The sequence below is a fragment of the Alteromonas sp. 5NS40-0096 genome, from assembly GCF_057544385.1.
The window spans coordinates 200,256-223,840 of the sequence record NZ_BAAJLQ010000006.1 but is presented as its reverse complement, the minus strand read 5'-3'; the positions used below and the strand labels follow the sequence as shown (position 1 = coordinate 223,840).

Here is a 23,585-nt window from a genome sequence, read left to right as displayed (position 1 = left end):
ATTCCTGCATTTGTCAAAGACAATAGGCCCGTGTATCGGCTTGCTTTTGCTGGTGCTATCTAGCGCTTTGGCCAATGCCGATTCTGTTGGGCAAGCCTATATCGATGAAAGAGCACGAATAAGGAGTTTGCCCTACGATTCCCACTTAACCGCGTTAGCAGAAAGTAAGGTTTTTGATAGGAATACAGTGTTAGGCGAGTACTTTTATCAAAATACCCATTATTGGGGAACAGAAGACAGAGTTTTCTTTGGACTGAAAGGCGCCGACAGAGAAAAACTCAAACAGCAGCACCCCTATTTCTACGTTGACATGTTACTCGAAGAAGTAAATGCGACTTCAGATAACAGCCCAGAACAATATATAGAAGTCATGGGGATAGCGAAACAGCTCGGCTTTTACGATATAGCATTTGAAGCTGCAGACCTTGCCTCTAACAAACTCTTTAAGCGCGGTAAGATAGTAGGTGCCATTGCAGCTTTGGAATCGGTAATTCATTTACCCCCCACACAAAGTGAATACCTCAGAACGCCAACCCCAACAATCGAAGGCATTTTCCATACATTGGCCAATGTTTATATGTTGCTCGATGAATTAGATTCTGCGCTAAAATTTTGCGAAAAATTATACGCTGGTGCCGATATTAAAAGCTTGGAGTTTGTACACACACAGTTATGTAAAGCAAACGTCTATTACTATTCTGGAAACCCGCAACAAACCCTTGATATTGTTTATCCTATTTTAGAATCAAAATATACGTACCCGTTCTATGGACTCTACTCAACTGCTAATTGGCTAGTCGCTAGAGCCAACAATCAGCTAGGCTTGTATGAAGAAGCACTAGAATTGGGTTTAACAGCGCTCGAAATAAATGACGAACCCGAATCCATCTCACTTTACCCAGGGCTGATCTTGACTGAAATCGTAATGTCTTACGTTGGCCTGGGTGATAAGAAAAACGCGGCGTATTATGCGGCGCTGCTTGAAGAGTCCATACGGTTACACAGTGATGAGCCAATCAGTTATCGAAAATTCTTAGTCGCCAAGTCACTAAACCAAGAACTGCAAGGGGATTACCAAGGCGCCCATGCAACACTCACTGAAATTCTTGAAATTGATGCAACACTCAAACGATTAAATGCAAACAGAAGTTCAGTTGTGAGTACCGTCAATGGCCTTAGCAAGAGCCGAGTGCAGTACCTGGAAACCATTGCCGCAGGGGCGGAAGCGCACCAACAACAGCGCAATCTCGCAATTGTGTTAAGCCTCTTATTCTGTAGTCTTTGCTTGTTTGTTTACTGGCGTAAACAAAATAAGCTCAAATCCCTTGCCCACGCTATTGAACGTGATGCCAGTACTGGTTTGTACTCCTATGGCTTTAGTCTGTTGGCCATTGCAGACGCCATTGATACCCCTTCGTCTACGCCAACAACGCTGGCGTTATTGAAAGTGGGCAACCTGAGCCTTGCCATGAGACAAAAAGGGGAAGACTACGCAAACAACAGTCTTATCGGCATCGCCAAACACCTGAACTCAACACTGCCAGATAGTTTTACGATAGGCCGTTACAGTCAAGATACCTTTATTGTCGTGTTCCCCAAGACCTATGCAAAGGAGGCTGAGCTTATTCTCAGGGACGCCATCAAACCCTATGCGGCCGATACACAACTCTACAGTTCTAGCGTCACTTTAAGCGCAGGGGTACTGGAAATAACCAAGCCACTTTCCTTGGATTATGCACTAGAGAGATGCGAGGCATTACTTCCCAATAGCCCTTCTCCGACTGAGTTTGTTATCCATATCAGTACCAATGACATGGATGTAAAAGCTGTGACTGAAACGGTGGTTACCAAGTGAGATTCCTCCACTTATCAAAGACAATAGGCCCGTGTATCGGCTTACTTTTGCTGGTGCTATCTAGCGCTTTGGCCAATGCCGATTCTATTGGGCAAGCCTATATCGATGAAAGAGCGCGAATAATGGAATTGCCCTACGATTCCCGCTTAACCGCGTTAGCAGAAAGTGAGGTTTTTGATAGGAATACTGTGTTGGGCGAGTACTTTTATCAAAATACCTATTATTGGGGGACGGAAGACAAAGTTTTCTTTGGGCTACAAGGCGCCGACAGAGAAAAACTCAAACAGCAGCACCCCTATTTCTACGTTGAAATGTTGCATGAAGAAGTTCATTTTAATGAAAGCGATGCTGTACTTCACTACATGAAAGTATCGGAAATCGCTAGAGTCAATGGCTTTTACAATATCGCACTAACGTCCTCACTTTTTGCATCAGTGGCGCTGTTCGACGATGGTAAATTAGTCGATGCAATTCAAGTTTTAGAGCCGATCATCAGCCTGCCAAATACCCCTAGCTTATACAACACCAAAGACGCTTTTAATATGAACGATGTTTTTCAGTCTCTGGCCAACATTTATATGTTGCTCGATGAGTTTGATTCTGCTCTTAGGTATTGTCATCAATCTACTATCGATATTGATAAAGCGAGCAGAAGTTACTTTCTTTCGAAGCTTTGTGTTGCACATGTTTACTACTACTCCGGCAGTCCGCAACAAACGCTAAACATTGGTTACTCTCTTTTAGAAGCTGAATATAGTTTGCCCTACTACAATGCCTTGCCTTATATCCATTGGATCAACGCTAGAGCTAACAATGAATTGGGTTTGTATGAAGAAGCATTAGAATTTGGTTTAGAAGCGCTCAAATTAAATGATGAACCCAGTACGGTCTCACTGTCCCTAGGCTTGATCTTGACTGAAATCGTAACGTCCTACGTTAGCCTTGGTGATAAGAAAAACGCGGCGCATTATGCGGCGTTACTTGAAGAACCTATTAAATTACACAGTGATGTTCCCTTCAGTTACCGAAAATTCTTAGTCGCCAAGTCACTGAACCAAGAACTACAAGGGGATTACCAAGGCGCTCATGCAACACTCACCGAAATTCTTGAAATTGATGCAACACTCAAGCGCCTTAATGCAAACAGAAGTTCAGTTGTGAGTACCGTCAATGGTCTCAGTCAGAATCGTATTACGTACCTAGAAACCATTGCCGCAGAAGCCGAAGCGCAGCAACAACAGCGTAATCTCGCAATTGCGTTAAGCCTCTTATTCTGTGGCCTTTGCTTGTTCATTTACTGGCGTAAACAAAATAAGCTCAAATCCCTCGCCCACGCTATTGAGCATGATGCCAGTACCGGTTTGTACTCCTATGGCTTCAGTTTGTTGGCCCTTGCAGACGCCATTGATACCCCTTCGTCTACGCCAACAACGCTGGCGTTATTGAAAGTGGGCAATCTAAGCCTTGCCATGAGACAAAAAGGCGAGGACTACGCAAACAACAGTCTTATCGGCATCGCCAAACACTTGAAATCAACACTGCCAGACAGTTTTACGATAGGCCGCTACAGCCAAGATACCTTTATTGTCGTGTTCCCCAAGACCTATGCAAAGGAGGCGGAGCTTATTCTCAGGGATGCCATCAAACCCTATGCGGCCGACACACAACTCTACAGCTCCAGCATCACTTTAAGCGCAGGGGTACTGGAAATAACCAAGCCACTTTCCTTGGACTATGCATTGGAACGATGCGAAGCATTGCTTCCCAATAGCCCTTCGCCTACTGAATTTGTAATCAACACTCGATAGGGCAATAAAAAGGCTGCGCGGCCATCTCCCGTAACAAAAAGCCAGGTCAATGACCTGGCTTTTGATAATACGAACTACGCTGACCGTTTAGTTGTTTTCTAGTGTGACTCTGCCGCTGACCGTCGACACTTCCACTCGAGCTTTACCGCCGTTATGAGAAAACTCTAACCATCTGCGTGGGCCATACTTAGCTTTCATCATCTTGTCAGCACTAATGCGGTTGACGATACGTCCTCCTGCATGTGCTTCGATATCAAAGCGTGCCGATACGTCGTCTTGGAACGCTAGTGTAATACTGCCGCCCACTGAACTCGCTCGAACTTCGCCATTGGACTGTAGATTCATTGATGCGCGTACGCTGCCATTAACAGTCTCAACGTCGAAGTCTTGAATGCTCTCAAGCTCTACATCGACATCGCCATTGACCGTCTCGATTGTCACGTCTTCAGCATCACTGATTACGTCTATGCTACCGTTAACTGAGTTGAGCGATAACTCTTCTGTTTCGCGGCCTTTACCTCGAATACCACCGTTAACCGTTTCGACAACTAATTCGCCAACGAGATTGTCAAAGCGAATGTCCCCGTTGACCGATTCAAGTCGGGCATCTCCGGTGATTTTATCAAGCTGAATCGAGCCGTTTACCACGTCTACTTTGACGTTGCCTTGGATGTCAGAAATATCGACGTCCGCATTAACAGAGGTGTAACCGATGCGAGACTCCTGCGGTACATAAATCTTTAGGTCGTCACCTTCGTCGCTTCCCCAGCCCCATTTTTTACCGCTCTTTTTGACTTCGATCTCAATGATGATATCGCGGCCTTTGCGCTCAAAAATGAACTCTTCAGTACGTTCGCCTAACGTGCCTGTCACGCGCACTTCATCTTTGTCCCAGCCTATGATCTCAGCTTCGCCATTGATATGTTCGATTTCGACATAACTGCCCTTCTCGGCCTGTAAGGACTCATCAACCGATTGCTGTGCGAAAGCATTGCTGCTGCATAAAATCGCTAGAGAAGTAAGCGCACCGACCATCGGACAAAAATTTCGAAAAGACGTTATTGAATACATAATTGTCACCTTGTGGTTAAATTTGACGCCATTTGGGCGCGTGCACTCGCTCAATAAGCTCAATTTGTTGTTGATAAACACTTTGTAGCATTCTCAAAAGTGCTTTGTTGTTCGGATCTTCTTTCAGCGCAAGCTTAATTGCTACCGCTGCCTGATCTAATTCATTCAGTTGTTGTTCCCAGTTTTCTGTCACCGCAGCCGTATCGCTGAACTGCACCAACAATGCTTCTCGCTGCGCTTGGTATTGTGTGCTCAGCGCCTCTACTAACTGGTCGCCTTGTAACGCGATATCTTGCTCTGGCGCAATTGTCGTTTGCACACCGAACCAAGACAGTGTTGCCACTAGACCCACACTGGCTGCCACCGCGACTAGTCGCCCCGATCCTGATTTTTTCTCGATCGCCCCGCCATCTTCTATGCCGAGTTCGATACCTTTCCACAGATCTCTCTCTGGTGCTTTGCCTTGTGGTAAAGCATCTAACTTGGACTGTAACTCTGCTTCAAATGCTTTATTCGTCATAACCCATCCACTCACTCATTAACTGCTTCGCTCGGTGAAATTGCGCTTTACTCGAACCCACTGCCATATTTAGCATCTTGCTGATGTCTTCATGCCGATAACCTTCGACAGCATGCAACACAAAAACCATTCTCGCTCGTTCTGGTAACCGTAAAATTAACGCTTCCAAATCCACGTCACCTGCCGAGGTATCACTATGCGCGGTTTCTTCGATTCCACTGTCTTCGATATTCATCATTCGCTGCCACCATCCCCGTTGCTTGCGAATGTATGAAATGGTGACATTTGCCGTCACACTGTGCAGCCATGTCGAAAACTTAGATTGCTCATTAAAATTAGCGAGCTTTGACCATAACTGTATGAAGACTTCTTGCGTTGCATCCTCGGCCAAACTCTTATCAGCAGTAAGGCGATAGCACAAACTGTAGACCTTGTTGATATACAAGTCGTACAGCTGCTTATACGCGGCCTTGTCACCCTCTCGGGCGGCACGGATTACCGCAAGCTCTCTGGCTTGTGCAAACTCTTCTTGGGCATCTACCACATTAGTTTGCGACATCACCTAGCGTCCTCAGCATGTCTGTTCCTATCAAAGTAAAGCTGTCTTGTTTATTGAGTCGTCGTCTAATCTACAATGGTTTAAACGGTTAAAAAACTTTTTTTGAATTTACCTAGCCCAAACAAAAATTATCGTTAAACTAATGCTTTGCCGAATCTCAAGGAGACGTGAATATGCAAGTCAACGCATTGTTTGCAGCAACCCCAAAACCTTTCGGCCCCCGCGGGGCTCCCAGTAGCATTATCAAATCCCCTGTCGATACCATTACCGTTGAAATGGACCACACCTTAGAAGACGAGCAAGGCAACAAAAAGCTTCATGGTGGCCCTGAGAAAGTACTTCACCAATACGGCCCAATGGCTTATGACACATTAAAACAGGCTTTTCCAACACTTGGAGATTTGAGCGCACCGGGAAACATCGGCGAAAACCTCTCTGTTGAAGGAATGGAAGACACTAACGTGTGTGTTGGCGATGTATACCAAATTGGCAATGTAGTCATCCAAGTCAGTGCACCGCGTGCGCCGTGCAACAAGATTAGCCATCGATTTGACGTAAAGAATCTAGATAGGTTCGTCGGTGAAAATGGCATTACTGGTTGGTACTACCGCGTGATACAAACTGGCACTATTCGTAATGGCGATACTGTAACGCTTATCGAACGACCAGAAAAAACCGTCACTATTCACGATTTGATGAAAGCGGTATTTTTGCCAGAATTAGCTGACAAAGCTGCCGAGTATGTGGAGCTTGAAGTCTTAGACGATGAATGGCGTGAAAAGTGTCAGCGACAAGTCCGCAAGTTTTTAAAAGCATAAGTACGCTGCATTACCATCCATCAGATATAAAAAAGCCGCTCATTGAGCGGCTTTTTTTAGTTTGAGCTAAGACTTAACTTAAGCTTCAGCGATGATAACAACCTTCGCTGTTGCTGTTACGTCTGAGTGAAGCTGCAAGTCGATGTCGTACTCGCCAGTTTCACGAAGTGTACCTGTAGGAAGTTTAACTTCGGCTTTGGATACTTCAACACCAGCAGCAGTTACCGCATCAGCGATATCACGCGTACCGATTGAACCAAATAGTTTGCCTTCGTCACCTGCAGGTGCAGCGATTGTTACTTCGCCTAGTTCAGCAACTTTAGCAGCGCGCGCTTCAGCAGCAGCCAATTGCTCAGCAATTTTCGCTTCAAGATCTGCACGACGTGCTTCAAACTTTTCTACGTTCTCTTTTGTAGCAGGCACAGCCTTGCCTTGAGGGAACAAGAAGTTACGCGCAAAACCAGCTTTAACTGTTACTTTGTCGCCCAGTCCGCCAAGATTGGCGATTTTGTCTAGTAAGATGATTTCCATCTAAGCTACCCCTTTATTTCGCCAAATTACTTGTGTGAATCAGTGTACGGAAGCAATGCTAAGAAACGAGCACGCTTGATCGCACTTGATAGCTGACGCTGATATTTAGCGCTAGTACCAGTAATACGGCTAGGGACGATTTTACCGCTTTCAGTGATGTAATTTTTCAAAGTAGCGATGTCTTTGTAATCGATCTCGGTTACACCTTCTGCAGAAAAACGGCAGAACTTACGACGTCTGAAAAAACGAGCCATTATGTATCTCCTTAAGCGTTATCTGCAGTGTCAGCTTTAGCTTCTGCACGTGGTGCAGAATCTTCGCGACGTTCACGACGTTCTTCCTTCATCATTGGCGAAGGTTCAGTCACAGCACCTTTAGTACGCATAACAAGGTTGCGAAGTACAACATCGTTGAAACGGAAAGCTGTTTCTAGCTCTTCAACCGCTTCTGCTGTCGCTTCTGCATTGATTAGTACGTAGTGTGCTTTGTGAAGCTTTTCAATTGGGTAAGCCAATTGACGACGGCCCCAATCTTCTAAACGGTGAACTTGACCACCGTCTTGCTTAAGGATAGTGGTATAACGCTCGATCATACCAGGTACTTGTTCACTCTGATCAGGGTGAACCATAAAAACGATTTCGTAATGACGCATTATTGCTCCTTACGGTTGTAGCCTCTTGCAGAATAGCCAGCTGCGTTGAGACAAGGAACGGTTCAATAGGGCTATTAAGGGCGCGAAGTATATAGATCTCTGGGCAATTGCACAAGTCTTAATCAGTGTGTCGCTACGGGTAAATGGCAAATAGTGTAAAGTTTGATAAATTGATGGGGATTATTCGATACCTATTGACCCATCAGGGCCCCCGCTAGGTATACTTTAATCTGGGACACTCATTCAACGTCAAGGAATTCAAGTCATGCATCCATTGGTCGAAAAATACGGTCTACAGCCCCACCCTGAGGGCGGTTTTTACAAGCAAGTGTATTGCTCTATTTCGACTGTCGCGTCCCATGATCACGGCGAAGGCCGACCAGCAATGACCCACATTTACTTTTTACTGTTAAAAGGTCAGGTCAGCCGTTTCCATCGCGTATTGCACGATGAGGTTTGGAACTTCTATGAAGGTGCGCCACTTGAACTTATCACAGTAAACGATGAACACATTTGTTCTACACTCTTGGGCGCAAGTGATGGTGACTACGCCAGTGTGGTGCCTGCTGGGCACTATCAAGGTGCTCAAAGCACCGGTGACTATACCTTAGTGGGATGCACCGTTGCGCCCGGCTTTGATTTTGCAGATTTTAGTTTTATCGAAGACCAAGCGATGGCCCAGTGGTTAGTCACAACGGAGCCTCGCTTTAAACCTTTTATCTAGAGGTCATTATTGCAGCCACGCATAGCTGAACTTCATAAACACGCTTTGTTGTGTTTCTTCTAGCGAGGTTAATTCGGGGGTCTCGACACCCGCGCTAGACACTCCCACAAAAAACCGCGTTTCCGGGTTGAGTTTGTAAGAATAAAGTAGCTGCAGTCCAAAGGAACGACTGTACTCATCGACGTCGAACGTAAAGTTAGCCTGATTGCGGTGCACATTGCGATATGTCAGTATCATGCGCACAAATTGTCGGGGGTCAAACTGATAGGTAAGGCGCACATCAGACAATCGAGCAATGAATAACACCTCGTCATTGACGTCCAAGTTGCTGTAAGTATGGCGCATACGCAGCCGCGTATGGCGGCCAATATTCAAGTCCACTAGAGACTCAACAAACAATTGGTCACCCAAACGATTGTTGGCGAAATCAATTTCATCCCCTTTGCGAACAAAGTTGCGCAGGTAAATGTAGGGGTTGGGCCGTGTTTCCATGAACAAGCTGTATGATGTCTCATTGAACAAATCGGTATTGCCATCAATTGCTAAGGATCCCGGATTGAAACGTTGCCCCACACGGTCTCTTTCTCTAAAGCCAATTTCCACAAACGACTGCATAATACCGCGCACGCTAACGTAGCCTTCCAACTCTTCTTCTAACAGTTCGCCGTTGTCATTATGAGTAATGTCCCAATCACCACGAACTCTTACTCGATTCCACCAGCTGCCCTCGTTCCACCAACTGTAACCACCGCCGAGCACCGACTTTTCAAAATCCGCTCTGTTTTCAAAACCCAAGTCAGCTCTGAACCCTTCATCCACAACAAAATGTGTAGCTCTTGCGAACCAATCCCGTTCATCGTGACGGTAGGTCACTCGCCAAGATTGCCCCGAGAATTCCTCTCCTTCGTCGGTCCGCAAAGAGGCTTCGCTTTGATCGTCATCTTGCGAACAATCGTCCGAGCAAAAATCCCTAAACAGGGTCTCAGGGTACTGTGTACTAGAGGTCACGTATTGTGCTTCTACCGTATCTTGCTGTGTCACGCGATAGCGCACGTCAACGCCATTGACATAGTTGTGATAATTATCAGACTCACGCAATGTTGAAATCCACCCCAACGACAAGTCAGGATTCACATCGTAGCGGTAGCGCAGCGCACTATTGATAGTGTCTTCATCAAATTGGGCGATAGTCGAGCCAATGTTTCCCGGCACGATAAATTGCGCCGATACATCATTCGCAGCAAAGACGCCAAATGTATGCTTACCAATTTGCCCCGTGACTTTTGCGCCGAAATCTGGGGCACCAATGTTGCGGGTATAAACCAAGTTCTGATCGGTACTAAAGTAGTCAGCATTCTCGACGAAAAATGGTCGCTGTTCGGGGAAGAACAGGGCAAACGTATTGTTAATGCTGACTTGAGCGACATCGGCTTCTACCTGAGAAAAGTCAGGGTTAAGTGTCGCCTGTAGCGATACTTCTGGCGTAATACCCCATTTTACATCTAAGCCGATTTCCTGATTGTCGAAGTTCGTCCAATCCTCAGTTGCGAATGGGTCTCTTTCACGACCGGCACCAACGACTAAGGTGGGCACCCAAGCAATATTGTTACCTTGCCTAGCTTCATCAAACCCTTCGAGCAACCCCATCTGGCACAAAAAGCAGGAGTTGTTTCTGTCCCAAGGTAAATTCGAAATACGCAATCTGTCCTTTCGCGGATAAAAACGAACAAATTCTGCTCCCCACGTTTTCTTACCATCGCTTTCGAGAAAGTTCATGGTTCTCAGCGGAATTGCCATTTCAACGATATAGCCATTGTCTGTAATTTTGCCAGCAGACTCCCAAATTGCATTCCAGCTGTCACTTTCATCGCCCGTCATTTCGTTTTCGATAGCGTCAAGCTGCACCCCTAAAGGGTTAACAAAGAACTGATATGCGAGTCGTTGGTTATAAAATGGGTCAAGCTTAATGCCAACCAAGTCGTCATCCCACACTCGGTCTCTGTCGCGGTAAAACGCCGAAATAGCATCGATATCTGGATCTTGAGCGATGAAGCCTACGTACAGGGTTTCACCATCTTCGAATATATAGACATCGGTCTGCACCGGGCTGGGCGTATTTTCAAAAGGTCGAGTGACGATATCCAAGGATAAGGTTTTCGCTCGCTGCCACATGGGTTCGTCCAAATTGCCATCCACTGTGATCTCGCCATTCAACATCGGCACTTGATCACTTGTCACATTGCTTGCGACTTGGCTAAACGCAACGACAGGCCATATTGCAAATGACAATAGCAGCGACCTCAATGAACCCATGTTTTTTATCCTTATTTTGGGTGGGGATTTCAAACGCCGCAGTATGGCAGAAGATAGGTATTCCTCACCTCACATTCGATAAACTAGTTAGCCAGTGCGATAAATTCCAAATAGATAAACAAAATACTTAAGAGGTCGGACATCTAGACGAATTGATGAGTGTCAAAGCAAGGTATCGAATTCACTATTACACTTATTCAGATCAAACGCGTTTCGGGAAGAAATTTATGCTCAACCTTACGGTATGTTCGAAAGATTATATTGCCCAATTGAACGAAAATGTGGATTCCATGCGTGAATGTTTCGATTTGGTAGCGTCCATTCACGAAAACGTTCCATGCATCGAGTTTAAGCCCGACGGCACCATACTGACGGCAAATAACTTGTTTCTGGGCGCGGTAGGTTATCGCTTAGACGAAATTCGCGGTCAACATCACAAAATGTTTTGTGAAGGCAACCTCGTCAACAGCCAAGAATACCAAGCGTTTTGGCGTAGTTTAGGTAGTGGAGAAAAGCACTCAGGCACATTTAAACGAATTGACAAAAGTGGCAATGTACTCTGGCTGGAAGCGGTATACTTTCCGGTGAAAAAAGACGGCCGTGTACTCAAAGTTGTCAAAATTGCCAATGACGTGACACAAAAAGTCGAACAGCTAAACGATGAATTAGCGCTATCGTCGGCGTTAGACAAATCCCAAGCTGTCATCGAGTTTTCTCCCTCAGGAGAAATCTTAGCGGCCAACCAAAACTTCCTCTCTGCGATGCATTGCCGGCCCGACCAAATCATTGGGCAACACCACAGAATTTTCTGTTACGACGACTTTTACGAGATGAACCCGCGCTTCTGGCAAGATTTAGCCAATGGCGAGTTTAAATCCGGTTTGTTTAAGCGACGTACCCTAAATGGTGAGCAAATTTGGTTAGAAGCCAGCTACAACCCGGTTCTTGACGAAAGTGGCCAAGTTGTCAAAGTCGTCAAGTTCGCTTCAGACATCACTCAGCGCATCGAACAAGAAGAGGCGGTTAAACAAGCGGCTGAAATTGCTCACTCTACCTCTCTTGAAACAGAGAAAATTTCGATACAAGGTAGTACGACAATTCAGCGCACCGTTGATGTATCTGAATCCATTGAACAAGAACTGCAAAACGCTGCTGATCTCATCAATAAGCTGAACAAGCAATCAAGCGACATTCAAGCCATTGTCAGTACGATTCGAGGCGTCGCCGAGCAAACTAACCTGCTCGCATTGAACGCGGCAATTGAAGCAGCAAGAGCGGGAGAGAACGGTAGAGGATTTGCCGTTGTTGCCGACGAAGTTCGTAACCTTGCAGCAAATACCAGTAAATCAACCGTTGAAATTGAAGAAGTCGTCTCGCAAAACAGTATTCTTGCGGAGCAAGCAACCAAAAGTATCGAGATGATTAAAGACTTAGCAAAAGAGGGGAATCTTTCAGCGAACGAGGCGTATTCACTCATCGATGAAATTAAACGTGGTGCAGAAAACGTAGTGCAAACCGTCGCAGGGTTATCGACTCACTGACTTTTTGCACTATTTATTTGCTTAACAAATACTGTAAACAACAAAAAGCCGGGTCATACCCGGCTTTTTGTTGTTTTACGCTTTCTGATTCCGTTGTAATAGATAATAGAAAACCGGGGTCAATATTAACCCAAACACAGTGACACCTATCATGCCAGAGAATACCGCCACGCCCATTGCTTGACGCATCTCAGCACCGGCCCCCGTGGACACCACCATAGGGAACACTCCCATAATAAAAGCAATCGACGTCATCAATATAGGGCGCAGTCTGAGCCTACATGCTTCTTTAATAGCAGTAAGGGCTGTCATTCCTGACTCTTGCAGTTCTTTGGCAAACTCGACAATCAGAATCGCATTCTTAGTTGCAAGCCCCACCAATACGATAAAACCGATTTGGGTAAAGATATTATTGTCACTTCCCCAAATAATGACGCCAGTTATTGCCGACAATAAGGTCATTGGCACAATCAAAATAATAGCCAGTGGTAAACGCAAACTTTCATATTGGGCGGCCAGCACGAGGAACACCAACACGACGACAAGCGGGAACACGTACATCGCCGTATCACCTGCCAGAATTTGCTGATACGTCAATTCCGTCCACTCATAGGTCATACCTACCGGCAAGGTTTCATCGAGAATTTGTTCTATCGCGGCTTTCGCTTGGCCTGAACTGTAACCTGGTGCCGGACCACCATTGAGCTCAGCCGTTACGTAACCGTTATAGTGCATCACGCGATCTGGACCAGCTCCGTGGTTCACGTCCAAGAAGGTGCCCAATGGAATCATTTCACCATTCGCATTTCTGACTTTAAACTGCTTAATTTGCTCCACATTCTCTCTAAACGGCGCATCAGCTTGAACATTAACCTGATAGGTTCGGCCAAAGAGATTGAAATCATTCACATAAACACTACCTAAATAGGCCTGTAACGTATCGAACAAGGTATCGATACTCACGCCTTCACTGATCGCTTTAGTGCGATCTAGGTCAACATCTAGCTGAGGAACATCAACCGTAAAACTCGTGAAGTTACCGGTAAGCGCTGGGTGAGCCCAAGCTTTACCAATGACCTGCTGAGTGACTTCATTCAGCTTTTCAAAGCCCATGTTGCTGCGGTCTTCTATTTGCAATCTAAATCCACCGATAGTACCTAGACCCATGACAGGCGGCGGTGGGAAAATAGCGACAAATGCACCTTTAATAGACGAGAACTGCATATTGAGCTGTTGTGCAATAGCCCCTGCTGATAGTTCTGGTGACGTTCTTTGGTCAAACGGCTTCAAAGGCGTAAACAAAATACCTGAGCTCGGACTGTTGGTGAAACCATTGATGTTGAGTCCCGGGAATGCTACTGCGTCCGCTACACCAGGGTGCTCTAAAGCAATACGAGACATTTCACGAATGACTTCTTCGGTTCTATCTAACGATGACGCATTCGGCAGCTGGGCAAACGCAATCAAATACATCTTGTCTTGCCCCGGTACATAGCCAGTTGGTGTAGAAGCAAACTGTTGATACGTCAGCCCCATCAAGCCTGCATATAAGACAACAATAATGCCGCTCATTCGAATCAACTTACCCACGCCTTTGGTGTACCCTTCAGCCCCTTTGGCAAATACACGGTTAAACGGTTTAAACAACCAAGCGCCAAACACTTTGTCCATCAAGCGCGTTAGGAAGTCTTTCTTTGCGCCGTGAGGTTGTAATAGCAAAGCAGACAGCGCGGGACTTAGCGTCAACGAGTTAATTGCCGAGATAAACGTTGAAATGGTGATAGTCAGAGCAAACTGGCGATAGAATTGTCCTGTTAGCCCAGACATAAACGCCGTTGGAATAAACACCGCGGCCAATACCAAGGTGGTTGCAATGATGGGTCCTGTCACTTCTTTCATTGCTTTGACTGTCGCATCAATCGGCGATAGCCCTTCGGCAATGTTTCGCTCGACGTTTTCTACAACAACAATGGCATCATCAACAACAATACCTATTGCCAAAACGAGACCAAACAAGCTCAGAGCATTTAAAGAGAAACCCATCATTTGCATGAACGCAAACGTGCCCACTAGTGAAATGGGAACAGCAGCCAGCGGGATTATCGATGCACGCCATGTCTGCAAAAACAGAACAACGACGAGCACGACTAAAAGTACCGCTTCGAACAATGTACTTACTACAGCTTCAATTGAGCCGCGAACGAATATAGTGGGGTCGTATACGATTTCGTACTCTAAACCATCGGGGAAAACTTGAGACAGTTCGTTCATGGTCTGACGCACGTTGTCGGAGATCTCTATCGCATTGGAACCCGGCGCTTGGAAAATAGGCAATGCCACTGCAGGCTGGTTGTTCAGCAATGCTCGCAATGCGTAGCTGCTTGCACCTAACTCAATGCGTGCGACGTCTTTAAGACGAATGATTTCACCCGCATCGCCAACTTTAATAATGATATCGCCAAACTCCTCTTCATCGACGAGTCGGCCTCTAACATTGATAAGCCACTGGAACTCACTGCTTCCCGTGGGTTGGGCGCCTAGGCTACCTGCCGCAGCTTGCTGATTTTGTTCGCGAATTGCCGCAATAATGTCGCTAGGATTTAACTCAAGCGCAGCGACTTTATTGGGGTCTAACCAAATTCGCATGCTGTAGTCACTTGAGCCAAAAACGGCAACACGCCCTACGCCGTCGATTCGGGCCAATTCGTTTTCAACATTTTGCTCGGCATAGTTGGCTAAATACAGCATGTCATATCGCTGATCAGGCGAGGTAAGGTGCACCACCATCGTTAAATCGGGAGAGGATTTTTCGGTGACAACACCTAAACGCTGTACTTCTTGAGGTAGCCTAGGCAAAGCGCGGTTAACACGGTTTTGTACTAAAGTCGTCGCCGCGTCGGGATCGGTCCCAATTGCAAAGGTAACAATCAGTGTCAAGCGCCCGTCAGACGTCGCCTGAGAAGACATATAAAGCATATCTTCAACACCATTGATGGCCTGTTCGAGCGGAGTGGCCACCGTTTCCGCTATCACTTTGGGATTCGCACCAGGGTAGTTTGCCGTCACTTCCACCGTCGGAGGCACAACTTCTGGATACTCAGTTATGGGCAACTGCCATACGGCGATTGCTCCACCAATAAAGATTAAAATCGATAACACCGCCGCGAATATAGGGCGGTGTATAAAAAATTGAGAAAACTGCATATTAGAGTTCCGTTACACTGCTTTGTTGTGAAGGCAGTTGGGCGATTTTGCTATTGGCATCAAGGCGAGCTTGCCATGCTTCGATATTGGCCAATTGGTCTTTGGACGCCATCTCGATGATTTGAGGATCCACGGTAACACCCGGTCTCACTCGCTGAAGCCCATTGATCAAAATGGTGTCACCAGCTTCAAGACCACTGTTAATCAGACGCATATTGCCAATTTTGTCGCCGATTTTGACTGGGCGGTAAGCCACCGTGTTGTTGTCATCAATAACGTATACATATTTGTTATTGAGGTCAGTACCGATTGCCTTTTCATCAATCAGGATACCTTCATAGGTTGGGCTAGATGCGACTTTCAACTGCGCAAACATCCCTGGCACCAAGTAGCCATCAGTGTTGTCAAATACTGCTCTTACGCGAATCGTGCCTGTCGTAGGGTTGATTTGGTTATCGACAAAATCCAATTGTCCCCAAAAATCATAGTCACTGTCGTTGACCAGTTTCATGGCAACGGGATGTTCATCATCTGAGTCCATCTGGCCCGATTTTTCTAAATCTTTGTAATGCAAATAAGAATTTTCATCGACATCGAAGTAAGCATAGAGTTTGTCAGTTGACACTATGGTAGTGAGCACGGTTTCACCCGCTGACACATAGTTGCCCGCAGTAATTAGGGCACGAGACACACGGCCACTAATTGGCGCTTCCACTCGAGTATAGCCACGGTTGAGTTTAGCCAATGCGAGTGATGCCCGCGTTGCCTGCACTGCAGCTTGAGCTTGTTGCACAGCTGAGCGACGATTGTCCACTTCTTCCTGTGAAACCGCGCGGGTTTTACTCAATTCCAACACGCGCTGAAAATCGGTTTTGGCTAAAGATAACTGGCTCTCAACCTGAGTCAATTGCGCTTCTAGTCGATTCACTTCCTCTTTGTAGGGACGATTATCAATCAAGAAAAGGGTTTGACCTTGCTCTACCTCACTGCCTTCTTCAAATGCCACCATATCGATATAGCCAGACACTCTTGGACGCAAAGATACCGTTTGCGGCGATTCCAATCGGCCGGTAAATGCATCCCATTCTGTGATACGTTGACTGATGACCTTTGCCACCTCAACTTGAGGTGCAGGCATCCCTTGTGGTGCGGCAGCTTGATTTCCACTCTCGCCTGAGCACGCAAATAAAAAACTCGCGACCAATGAAACCATGGCCATCTGTCTTACAGATTGAAATGTCATGTAAAAAGCCTAAAAAAGAAATAGAAGAACCGACTACGGGAAGTCGAAATACACTGTGAAACTGGTCAGAAAAACCGGACGCACCAATCAGACTTTCCGTCACTGACTGGCTATGTGGCGGCTATTATCCACACTTCAATAGATAAAAATAATTATATTTTGATATACGATACATTTATTTTTGTGATAAATTTTATCGTAACATCTAGTTCACTTTATTTACGGATTTGCAATGCGCCATCAAGACCTTAATTTGCTCATTATTTTTGACGCCATCATGACTGAGGGAGCCATTACCCGTGCGGCAGATAGGTTAGCAATGACGCAACCTGCGGTTTCAAATGCCTTATCGAGAATGCGTTCTGCATGGAAAGATGAGCTTTTTGTAAAAGATGGCCGAGGCATTCAACCGACTAACTTTGCGCGCAATTTGTGGACTCAAGTCAAAGGCCCACTAGGCGAACTTGGTGAAGCGATTACACCTGGAGAATTTGATCCTGCGACAGCCGCGCGCACGTTCAGAATTGCGGCAGCGGATATCACAGTGGAATCGGTTTGGGGTAAATTGCGAAAAGCCATTGAACAGACTGCACCGGGCATCAATATCTACACGGTTCCTTACAGCTACCATTCGCAAGTCGACAAGCTCAGCAATGCCGAAGTTGACTTGGTAGTAGGGAAACAAACTATTACCGATAACACCATTAGAAGTGAGTACTTATTTACTCCTAAGTACGTATGTGTAATGCGTCATGATCATCCGTTGGCAAAGCGCGACGAATTGACCTTGGAAGACTTTATCCAAGCAGAACATTTGTTGGTATCGCCCTCAGGTGAGTTAGACAATGTGACTGACCAAGCCCTGATGAATTTAGGAATGCGCAGGCGGGTTGCCATGTCAGTTAATCACTTCTCCACGGTTCCTTCACTATTGCAGCAAAGTGATTTGATCTGCGTGGTGCCATCAATGGCCGTTGAGGACGAAATATTTTCCGGCGAGTTAGCCGTTTATGAAACGCCAGTAGAACATGCGCCCACGCATGCCAGCTTAATGTGGCACAAGCGTCAAGATAACGACCACGGTTTGCTGTGGGTTAAGCAATTGATTGGTGATATTTTGAGAGAACGTGCTCAAGACCACTTTGGTAATTTGTCTCAATGCTGTAAGAAAGGCTATTGCGCAGACACAGTCAAACAATTGATAGAACACCCTCAATCCCCCAACGTACAGTGTGCTAGCTGAACGGATTATTGGAATCGGCTTCGCCACCGATTGGGGGTGACCGAAAAACAGCGAATAAAGTGGTGCCGAAAAGTGGTAGTCGCGCCAAAACCACAGGCATTGGCAATATCGTCGATTGTCGATTGGGAATTCTCAAGCAAGTATTGTGCTTTGCGTAGCCTTGCACGTAGAACCCAATCACCAAAACTCAGCCCCGTGTGGGCGCGAAAACGACGGGTAAAGGTTCTGCGGCTAACGCCAAGTGACTCAGCCCACTCGTCAATTGAATGGGCTTGTGACAAATCTTGCTGAATCTTGCGTAGCACTTGGTTCAAGCCCTTATCGCTTTGAACAATGTCATCTAGTAATTCTTTGTACTGCGATTGTCCTCCCTCGCGATAAGGCGACATGACGAGGTAACGAGCGATAGAATTCGCCGTTTCTTTACCGTAGTCTCGTCTAACAACGTCTATACAAGCATCAATAGCCGCTGTGCTGCCCGCAGAAGTAACCAATTTGTCATGGGCAATAAAAATCGCATTCTCATCTAGCGCGCAATCTGGAAATAAGTAACTGAATGCTTGGCTAAATGCCCAATGGGTTGTTGCCCGCTTGCCATCCAATAGACCAGCGGCAGCAAGCACTGCAGCACCCGTGCAAAGGCCTAAAATGGTAGCGCCTCTTTGATGCGCTGCCACCACGTGCTCCACCATCTCAGTGTTGGGCGCGCGGTAAGGAGTATGCCAGCCGGGAATAATCACGATATCGGCGTTTTTCAGCGTATCGACGCTGTTGTTCACGTGAATACTTAACCCCGATTCGTAGTGCAAGGTTACCGCTTCATCGGAAAAGTAAGTCACGTCATACAGGGGCTTTACATCGCAAAACACGGCGTGCGGCATCGCTAAATGAAGTAAGCTGACACCGTCGAATACATAAATCGCAATTCGGGGTAATGAGTTCATCTCTGAGCCTTAACGCTTGGTGTTAATACGTTTGCTCAGTATAGGCAAAATTCTATATATCGCGTGAAAATTGATGAAAATTCGTACTAAAGACTAGAGCGTGTTACACGAGACGCGCTAGTGTTGCGCGTCACGCTTACCCAATGTTTTGGCTATGCGATTTTTCGAAGAATGCCAATGATTTTTTGGTAAATCGGGAGCTTCACCAATGATATCGTCAAATGGGATCTCGTTACCCGGCGTTGGTGGAACATGAGCACATAGCACTAAATCAGGTGCGAGATCGGCGATGCGCTTTAACGAGCGTTTGTATTGATTGGGGTGACATACTGGGTAGGGAGGCACGCGCTTCCTTTTCACCATCACCATCAAATCTGCAACATAAATTTGGTTACTAGGAACGTGTTTCACTGATAAGTCGTGATCAGTATGACCCGGCGTAAACAGTATCTGCCAATCTTCAAATCCAGGCAGTCGCTGCTCATCGAGCAAGATAATATCGGGCTTTAAAATCGGGTTATACCATGTTTTTTTCTTGGTTTTCCCCAAACGTCCAGCAACCCAACCGGCCAAAAACACATCGGTAAGGTGTGCCATTCTGCCTGAGAAGCCGGCATACCACTTCGGTGCTTTTGGATGACTCGCAATCTGGGCGCCCGTTATCGAACGCAATAAGTGAGCCCCACCTGCATGGTCTGGATGCATGTGTGTCACCACAACCAGTTTTAAATCGGTCAACGGCCGATTTAACATATCAGAAATGTATCGACACACGTTGCCAACATCGGATCGACTACAACCATCTAGCAATAAAATGCCATTGCCGTCCTCGACCAAATAGATATGTTGAATGTAACCTTCAAGGGTATGAACTTTCATAAAACCACATTCTGCCATGACCAAAGGTTACTATACCAAAGACCAAGTGGTCAGATCACTATTAACATACAATTTACATCACAAGGCGGGATGTTGTTGCCGCTGGCGTAGACTACATTTTGAATTCTGACACTTTTTTCATCCTTGAAACCTGACAACTGAGCGCATCACGATGTTTATTCGTTTTTTTTGTATATATTGTAAGGTGCGTTGTTCTTTGCTGTGCATTTTTGCAGCGGTTTGTGCTTACCAGTAAAGGCCAATACGCCCTATCCAGTGGAAAAAATAATAACGACTCTATGGCGACAATATGAAATCATTGATGAAAGCGGCTTTCGCCGCATCCATATTAGCGACAAGCGTCAGTGTCACAGCGGCAAAAGACTCTGACGACGCTAAAAAAGCGTTACCTTTCAGTACCAAAACCTTTGAAGCAATGTCATTGCGAAATATTGGCCCAGCCTATATGTCTGGACGTATTGCCGATATCGCAGTTGACCAAAACAACCCCTCTACGTGGTTTGTTGCCGTAGGGTCAGGCGGTGTCTGGAAAACCGAAAATGCGGGTACAACTTGGTCACCAATATTTGATAAACAAGCCGTTTATTCAACAGGTGATGTCACTATTGACCCGAGTAACTCAAACATTGTTTGGGTTGGTACTGGTGAAAACAACGGTGGTCGCCACATCAGTTTTGGTGACGGTGTATACAAATCACTAGATGGCGGTAAAACGTGGAAGAATATGGGGCTCAAAAACTCTGAGCGCATTTCTGACATTATCGTACATCCTACTAATTCTGACATTGTGTGGGTATCTGTACAGGGGCCATTATGGACCAGCGGCGGCGAACGCGGTTTGTACAAAACCACTGACGGTGGTGAGAATTGGAAGCAAGTACTTACACCTGAAGACGAATGGACTGGGGTCACATCGCTACTCATTGATCCGAGAAACCCTGACAAACTCTACGCAGCCACTTGGTCGAGACAGCGCACTATCGCGGCTTATGTGGGTACTGGCCCGGGCGCAGGTATTCACACGTCTGACGATGGCGGTGAAACTTGGACAGAATTAAAGACCGGCTTACCTAAAGGCAACATGGGTAAAATTGGTATGGCAATCTCGCCTATCAAGCCAGATGTGATTTATGCCACTATCGAAACAGACAACCGCAAAGGTGGTTTCTATCGCTCCGCGAACCAAGGTGCGAGCTGGGAAAAGATGTCTGACGAAGTAGGCGGCGGTACAGGCCCTCATTACTATCAAGAAATCTTTGCCGATCAACACCAGTTCGACCGCGTTTACATTGCGAGTAACTACAGTAAAGTGACCAATGACGGTGGTAAAACGTGGACACCTATCGACACTAAACGTAAGCACGTTGATGATCACGCCTTTGCGTTCCACCCAACCGACCCTGACTTTGTTCTAATCGGGTCTGACGGTGGTTTGTACATGTCTCACGATCGCATGGCAACATGGCGCTATATGGCCAACTTGCCATTGACTCAGTTCTACAAGATTGCTGTCGATGACGCTGAACCCTTCTATATGGTTTATGGCGGCACACAAGACAACTCTACTCAGGGCGGCCCTTCAAGAACTGACCGAACTGAAGGAATCAAGAACAAAGACTGGTTCCTAACACTTGGCGGTGACGGGCATCAACCAGCAACGGAGCCTGGCAACCCAGACATTGTGTACTCACAATGGCAGCAAGGTAACTTAAATCGTCATGATCGCAAGACTGGCGAAAACGTTTATATCAAACCTCAAGCTCGTCCAGGTGAGCCAGCTGAACGCTTCAACTGGGATGCGCCAATCAATGTATCAACTCACGATCCTAAGCGTTTGTACTTTGCATCGCAGCGAGTATGGCGCTCAGACGATCGCGGTGACAGCTGGACACCTATCTCAGGTGACCTGACGAAAAATGGCAACAGAATGCATATGCCGATGATGGGCCGCACTTGGTCTGTAGAAGCGGGCTGGGACATTTACGCCATGTCGGAATTCCATACGATTGCCAATTTTGCCGAAAGCCCGGTGAATGAAAATATTTTGTGGGCTGGTACAGATGATGGCCTCATTCAAGTTTCTAGCAATGGCGGTGATTCATGGAAGAAAATTGACTTATCTAAAGTCAGAGGCGTGCCATCTACCGCTTATGTAAACGATATTCGTGCGGATTTGTTTGATGAAAACACTGTCTATGTGGCACTGGATAATCACAAATACGGCGATTTCAAACCCTACTTGATCAAGTCTACTAACTTAGGACGCAGCTGGACTTCTCTTGCTGATACCTTGCCAGAAAAACACCTCGTGTGGCGTATCGTCCAAGACCACGTAAACAAAGATTTGTTATTTGTGGGCACAGAGTTCGGTATCTTCTTTACTGTGGATGGCGGCGAGAAGTGGCTTGAACTGAAAGGCGGTATGCCGACTATTTCAACTCGCGACCTAAAAATTCAGCGCCGCGAAAATGATTTAGTCGCAGGAACATTCGGCCGTGGTATCTATATCCTTGATGACTATGCACCACTGCGTGAACTCGATGCCAAAGCGATGGAGCAAGATGCATTATTGTTTGCACCTAGTCGTCCCGTGAAGTGGTTCAGACTGGATTCAAATCATACCCGCACTGACGGCAACGACCGTTTTGTCGCTGACAACCCTAAGCACGGTGCTACGTTAACCTATTACCTGAAAGACAGCTTGATGACGCTCAAAGACAAACGTCAAAAAGCGGAAAAGGAAATGGTTAAGAAAGAGAAGTACCCTAAATATCCATCATGGGAGTCGATCGAAGCGGAAAACCAAGAGTCTAAGCCAGCAGTTTATGTTGAGATTTACGATGCTGCAGGCAATTTTGTCGACCGTGTAGAAGGTAAGACGAAGAAAGGCTTACACCGCGTGACTTGGGGTATGACCCATAACAAGACAAGTGCGATCACGGGTGAGAAACGTTCACAATGGCATCCACTTGGAAATGGCATTATGGCAGCGCCGGGTAAGTACACAGCGAAATTGTTCAAGCGCGTGGGTGGTGAAATCACTGCGCTGGCTGAGCCTGTGGAATTTGAACTCAAGCCGATTTACGAGACCGCACTGGAAGGTGCGTCAAGTGAAGAGAATATGGCATTTAGCAATCAAATTGCTGCTGCGGAAAGACGTTCATCATCGATTTCGGCCGTTATGAAGGAAATGAATAAGACGATGAAGGCGCTTCGCTCTGCGTTAGACGCAACGCCAGGTAATACCGCTTCGTTAGAAGCTGATTATGAGCGTATCAAAGCTGAAATTAACGAGGTGCAATTAGCGCTCACTGGCCTCAAGTCTCGCGACCGCAAAGGTGCGAAACCAGCGAACATTGCTAGCCGCTTATCTTATGCCATGTCAGCTGTTAGATCGTCTTACGGCCCAACTAAGCAACACAGAGAGCAGCTTAACTATGCGCTTGAAGGCTTGAATGAAGTCAGTGCAAAAGTGAATGAGCTAGACAGCACGGTTATCCCTGCGTTACAACAAGCAGTGATCAATGCTGGCGGCCCATGGACAGCAGGTGCACCTCTGGTGACTCAGTAGTCCAGAGTTCATCTCAATGGTATTAAGGCGCTGTTTACAGCGCCTTTTTTTCCATAGCACAGAGATCAGTATACAATCTCGGGCGACA

The 23,585-nt window shown here is 46.3% G+C and carries 18 protein-coding genes; 7 read left to right on the top strand and 11 right to left on the bottom strand.

Features of this window, described 5'->3' with window-relative positions:
• Nucleotides 1-10 precede the first annotated feature (10 nt).
• Together AC27G9_RS17805 and AC27G9_RS17800 are read left to right on the top strand one after the other, a co-directional pair.
• On the top strand, nucleotides 11-1,855 hold the full coding sequence (locus AC27G9_RS17805) for a tetratricopeptide repeat-containing diguanylate cyclase (protein WP_487075829.1): 1,845 nt from the start codon (nucleotides 11-13) through the stop codon (nucleotides 1,853-1,855).
• Entirely contained in the window at nucleotides 1,852-3,663 is a 1,812-nt protein-coding gene (locus tag AC27G9_RS17800) for a tetratricopeptide repeat-containing diguanylate cyclase (protein ID WP_487075828.1), read from the top strand. The genes AC27G9_RS17805 and AC27G9_RS17800 overlap by 4 nt, the downstream gene beginning before the upstream one ends.
• Before the next feature lie 87 nt (nucleotides 3,664-3,750).
• Here the strand turns inward: AC27G9_RS17800 and AC27G9_RS17795 are convergent, their stop codons facing one another.
• The 3 genes from AC27G9_RS17795 to AC27G9_RS17785 are packed head-to-tail and all read right to left on the bottom strand — an operon-like array spanning nucleotide 3,751 to nucleotide 5,813.
• Nucleotides 3,751-4,734 (bottom strand): DUF4097 family beta strand repeat-containing protein, encoded by a 984-nt coding sequence (locus AC27G9_RS17795; RefSeq protein ID WP_487075827.1) that lies wholly within the window; start codon nucleotides 4,732-4,734, stop codon nucleotides 3,751-3,753.
• Between the two features lie 16 nt (nucleotides 4,735-4,750).
• Nucleotides 4,751-5,254, bottom strand: a complete 504-nt coding sequence (locus tag AC27G9_RS17790) for a hypothetical protein (protein WP_487075826.1) — start codon at nucleotides 5,252-5,254, stop codon at nucleotides 4,751-4,753.
• A complete protein-coding gene (locus tag AC27G9_RS17785; RefSeq protein ID WP_487075825.1) occupies nucleotides 5,244-5,813 on the bottom strand; it encodes an RNA polymerase sigma factor in 570 nt (189 codons plus the stop codon). Before AC27G9_RS17785 ends, AC27G9_RS17790 begins: the two co-directional genes overlap by 11 nt.
• A gap of 173 nt (nucleotides 5,814-5,986) precedes the next feature.
• Here AC27G9_RS17785 and AC27G9_RS17780 point away from each other — a divergent pair, with 173 nt between their 5' ends.
• Nucleotides 5,987-6,631 (top strand): MOSC domain-containing protein, encoded by a 645-nt coding sequence (locus tag AC27G9_RS17780; RefSeq protein WP_487075824.1) that lies wholly within the window; start codon nucleotides 5,987-5,989, stop codon nucleotides 6,629-6,631.
• 78 nt (nucleotides 6,632-6,709) lie between these two features.
• Here AC27G9_RS17780 and rplI read toward each other — a convergent pair whose 3' ends face one another.
• Genes rplI through rpsF form a run of 3 tightly spaced genes read right to left on the bottom strand, consistent with a single transcriptional unit; the run spans nucleotide 6,710 to nucleotide 7,814 of the window.
• The gene (rplI, locus tag AC27G9_RS17775) at nucleotides 6,710-7,162 is read right to left on the bottom strand and encodes a 50S ribosomal protein L9 (RefSeq protein ID WP_487075823.1); all 453 of its coding nucleotides are present in this window, start codon (nucleotides 7,160-7,162) and stop codon (nucleotides 6,710-6,712) included.
• Between the two features lie 26 nt (nucleotides 7,163-7,188).
• Nucleotides 7,189-7,416: a 30S ribosomal protein S18 gene (rpsR, locus tag AC27G9_RS17770; protein ID WP_073316739.1), complete on the bottom strand. Its 228-nt coding sequence runs from the start codon at nucleotides 7,414-7,416 to the stop codon at nucleotides 7,189-7,191.
• Between the two features lie 11 nt (nucleotides 7,417-7,427).
• Nucleotides 7,428-7,814, bottom strand: coding sequence for a 30S ribosomal protein S6 (gene rpsF, locus AC27G9_RS17765; RefSeq protein WP_487075822.1), 387 nt, complete (start codon nucleotides 7,812-7,814; stop codon nucleotides 7,428-7,430).
• A gap of 265 nt (nucleotides 7,815-8,079) precedes the next feature.
• Here rpsF and AC27G9_RS17760 point away from each other — a divergent pair, with 265 nt between their 5' ends.
• Entirely contained in the window at nucleotides 8,080-8,538 is a 459-nt protein-coding gene (locus AC27G9_RS17760) for a cupin domain-containing protein (protein WP_487075821.1), read from the top strand.
• A gap of 6 nt (nucleotides 8,539-8,544) precedes the next feature.
• Here the strand turns inward: AC27G9_RS17760 and AC27G9_RS17755 are convergent, their stop codons facing one another.
• Nucleotides 8,545-10,851, bottom strand: coding sequence for a carbohydrate binding family 9 domain-containing protein (locus AC27G9_RS17755; RefSeq protein WP_487075820.1), 2,307 nt, complete (start codon nucleotides 10,849-10,851; stop codon nucleotides 8,545-8,547).
• A 155-nt stretch (nucleotides 10,852-11,006) separates the two neighbouring features.
• On the opposite strand from AC27G9_RS17755, the gene AC27G9_RS17750 reads away from it, so the two are divergent.
• The gene (locus AC27G9_RS17750; RefSeq protein ID WP_487075819.1) at nucleotides 11,007-12,392 is read left to right on the top strand and encodes a methyl-accepting chemotaxis protein; all 1,386 of its coding nucleotides are present in this window, start codon (nucleotides 11,007-11,009) and stop codon (nucleotides 12,390-12,392) included.
• Nucleotides 12,393-12,467: 75 nt separating this feature from the next.
• On the opposite strand, the gene AC27G9_RS17745 is transcribed toward AC27G9_RS17750, so the two are convergent.
• Both AC27G9_RS17745 and AC27G9_RS17740 read right to left on the bottom strand, forming a co-directional pair.
• Complete coding sequence (locus AC27G9_RS17745) at nucleotides 12,468-15,596, bottom strand: efflux RND transporter permease subunit (protein ID WP_487075818.1); 3,129 nt, start codon at nucleotides 15,594-15,596, stop codon at nucleotides 12,468-12,470.
• 1 nt (nucleotide 15,597) lies between these two features.
• Nucleotides 15,598-16,839 carry an efflux RND transporter periplasmic adaptor subunit gene (locus tag AC27G9_RS17740; RefSeq protein ID WP_487075817.1) on the bottom strand — a complete coding sequence of 414 codons (1,242 nt, stop codon included), beginning with the start codon at nucleotides 16,837-16,839 and terminating at the stop codon, nucleotides 15,598-15,600.
• A 232-nt stretch (nucleotides 16,840-17,071) separates the two neighbouring features.
• Between AC27G9_RS17740 and AC27G9_RS17735 the strand changes: the two genes are divergently transcribed.
• Entirely contained in the window at nucleotides 17,072-18,082 is a 1,011-nt protein-coding gene (locus AC27G9_RS17735) for a LysR family transcriptional regulator (RefSeq protein ID WP_487075816.1), read from the top strand.
• Nucleotides 18,083-18,087: 5 nt separating this feature from the next.
• Here AC27G9_RS17735 and AC27G9_RS17730 read toward each other — a convergent pair whose 3' ends face one another.
• A complete protein-coding gene (locus AC27G9_RS17730; protein ID WP_487075815.1) occupies nucleotides 18,088-19,026 on the bottom strand; it encodes a GlxA family transcriptional regulator in 939 nt (312 codons plus the stop codon).
• Nucleotides 19,027-19,143: 117 nt separating this feature from the next.
• Entirely contained in the window at nucleotides 19,144-19,905 is a 762-nt protein-coding gene (locus tag AC27G9_RS17725; protein WP_487075814.1) for an MBL fold metallo-hydrolase, read from the bottom strand.
• Nucleotides 19,906-20,215: 310 nt separating this feature from the next.
• On the opposite strand from AC27G9_RS17725, the gene AC27G9_RS17720 reads away from it, so the two are divergent.
• Entirely contained in the window at nucleotides 20,216-23,497 is a 3,282-nt protein-coding gene (locus tag AC27G9_RS17720; protein ID WP_487075813.1) for a VPS10 domain-containing protein, read from the top strand.
• The last annotated feature ends 88 nt before the right edge of the window (nucleotides 23,498-23,585 follow it).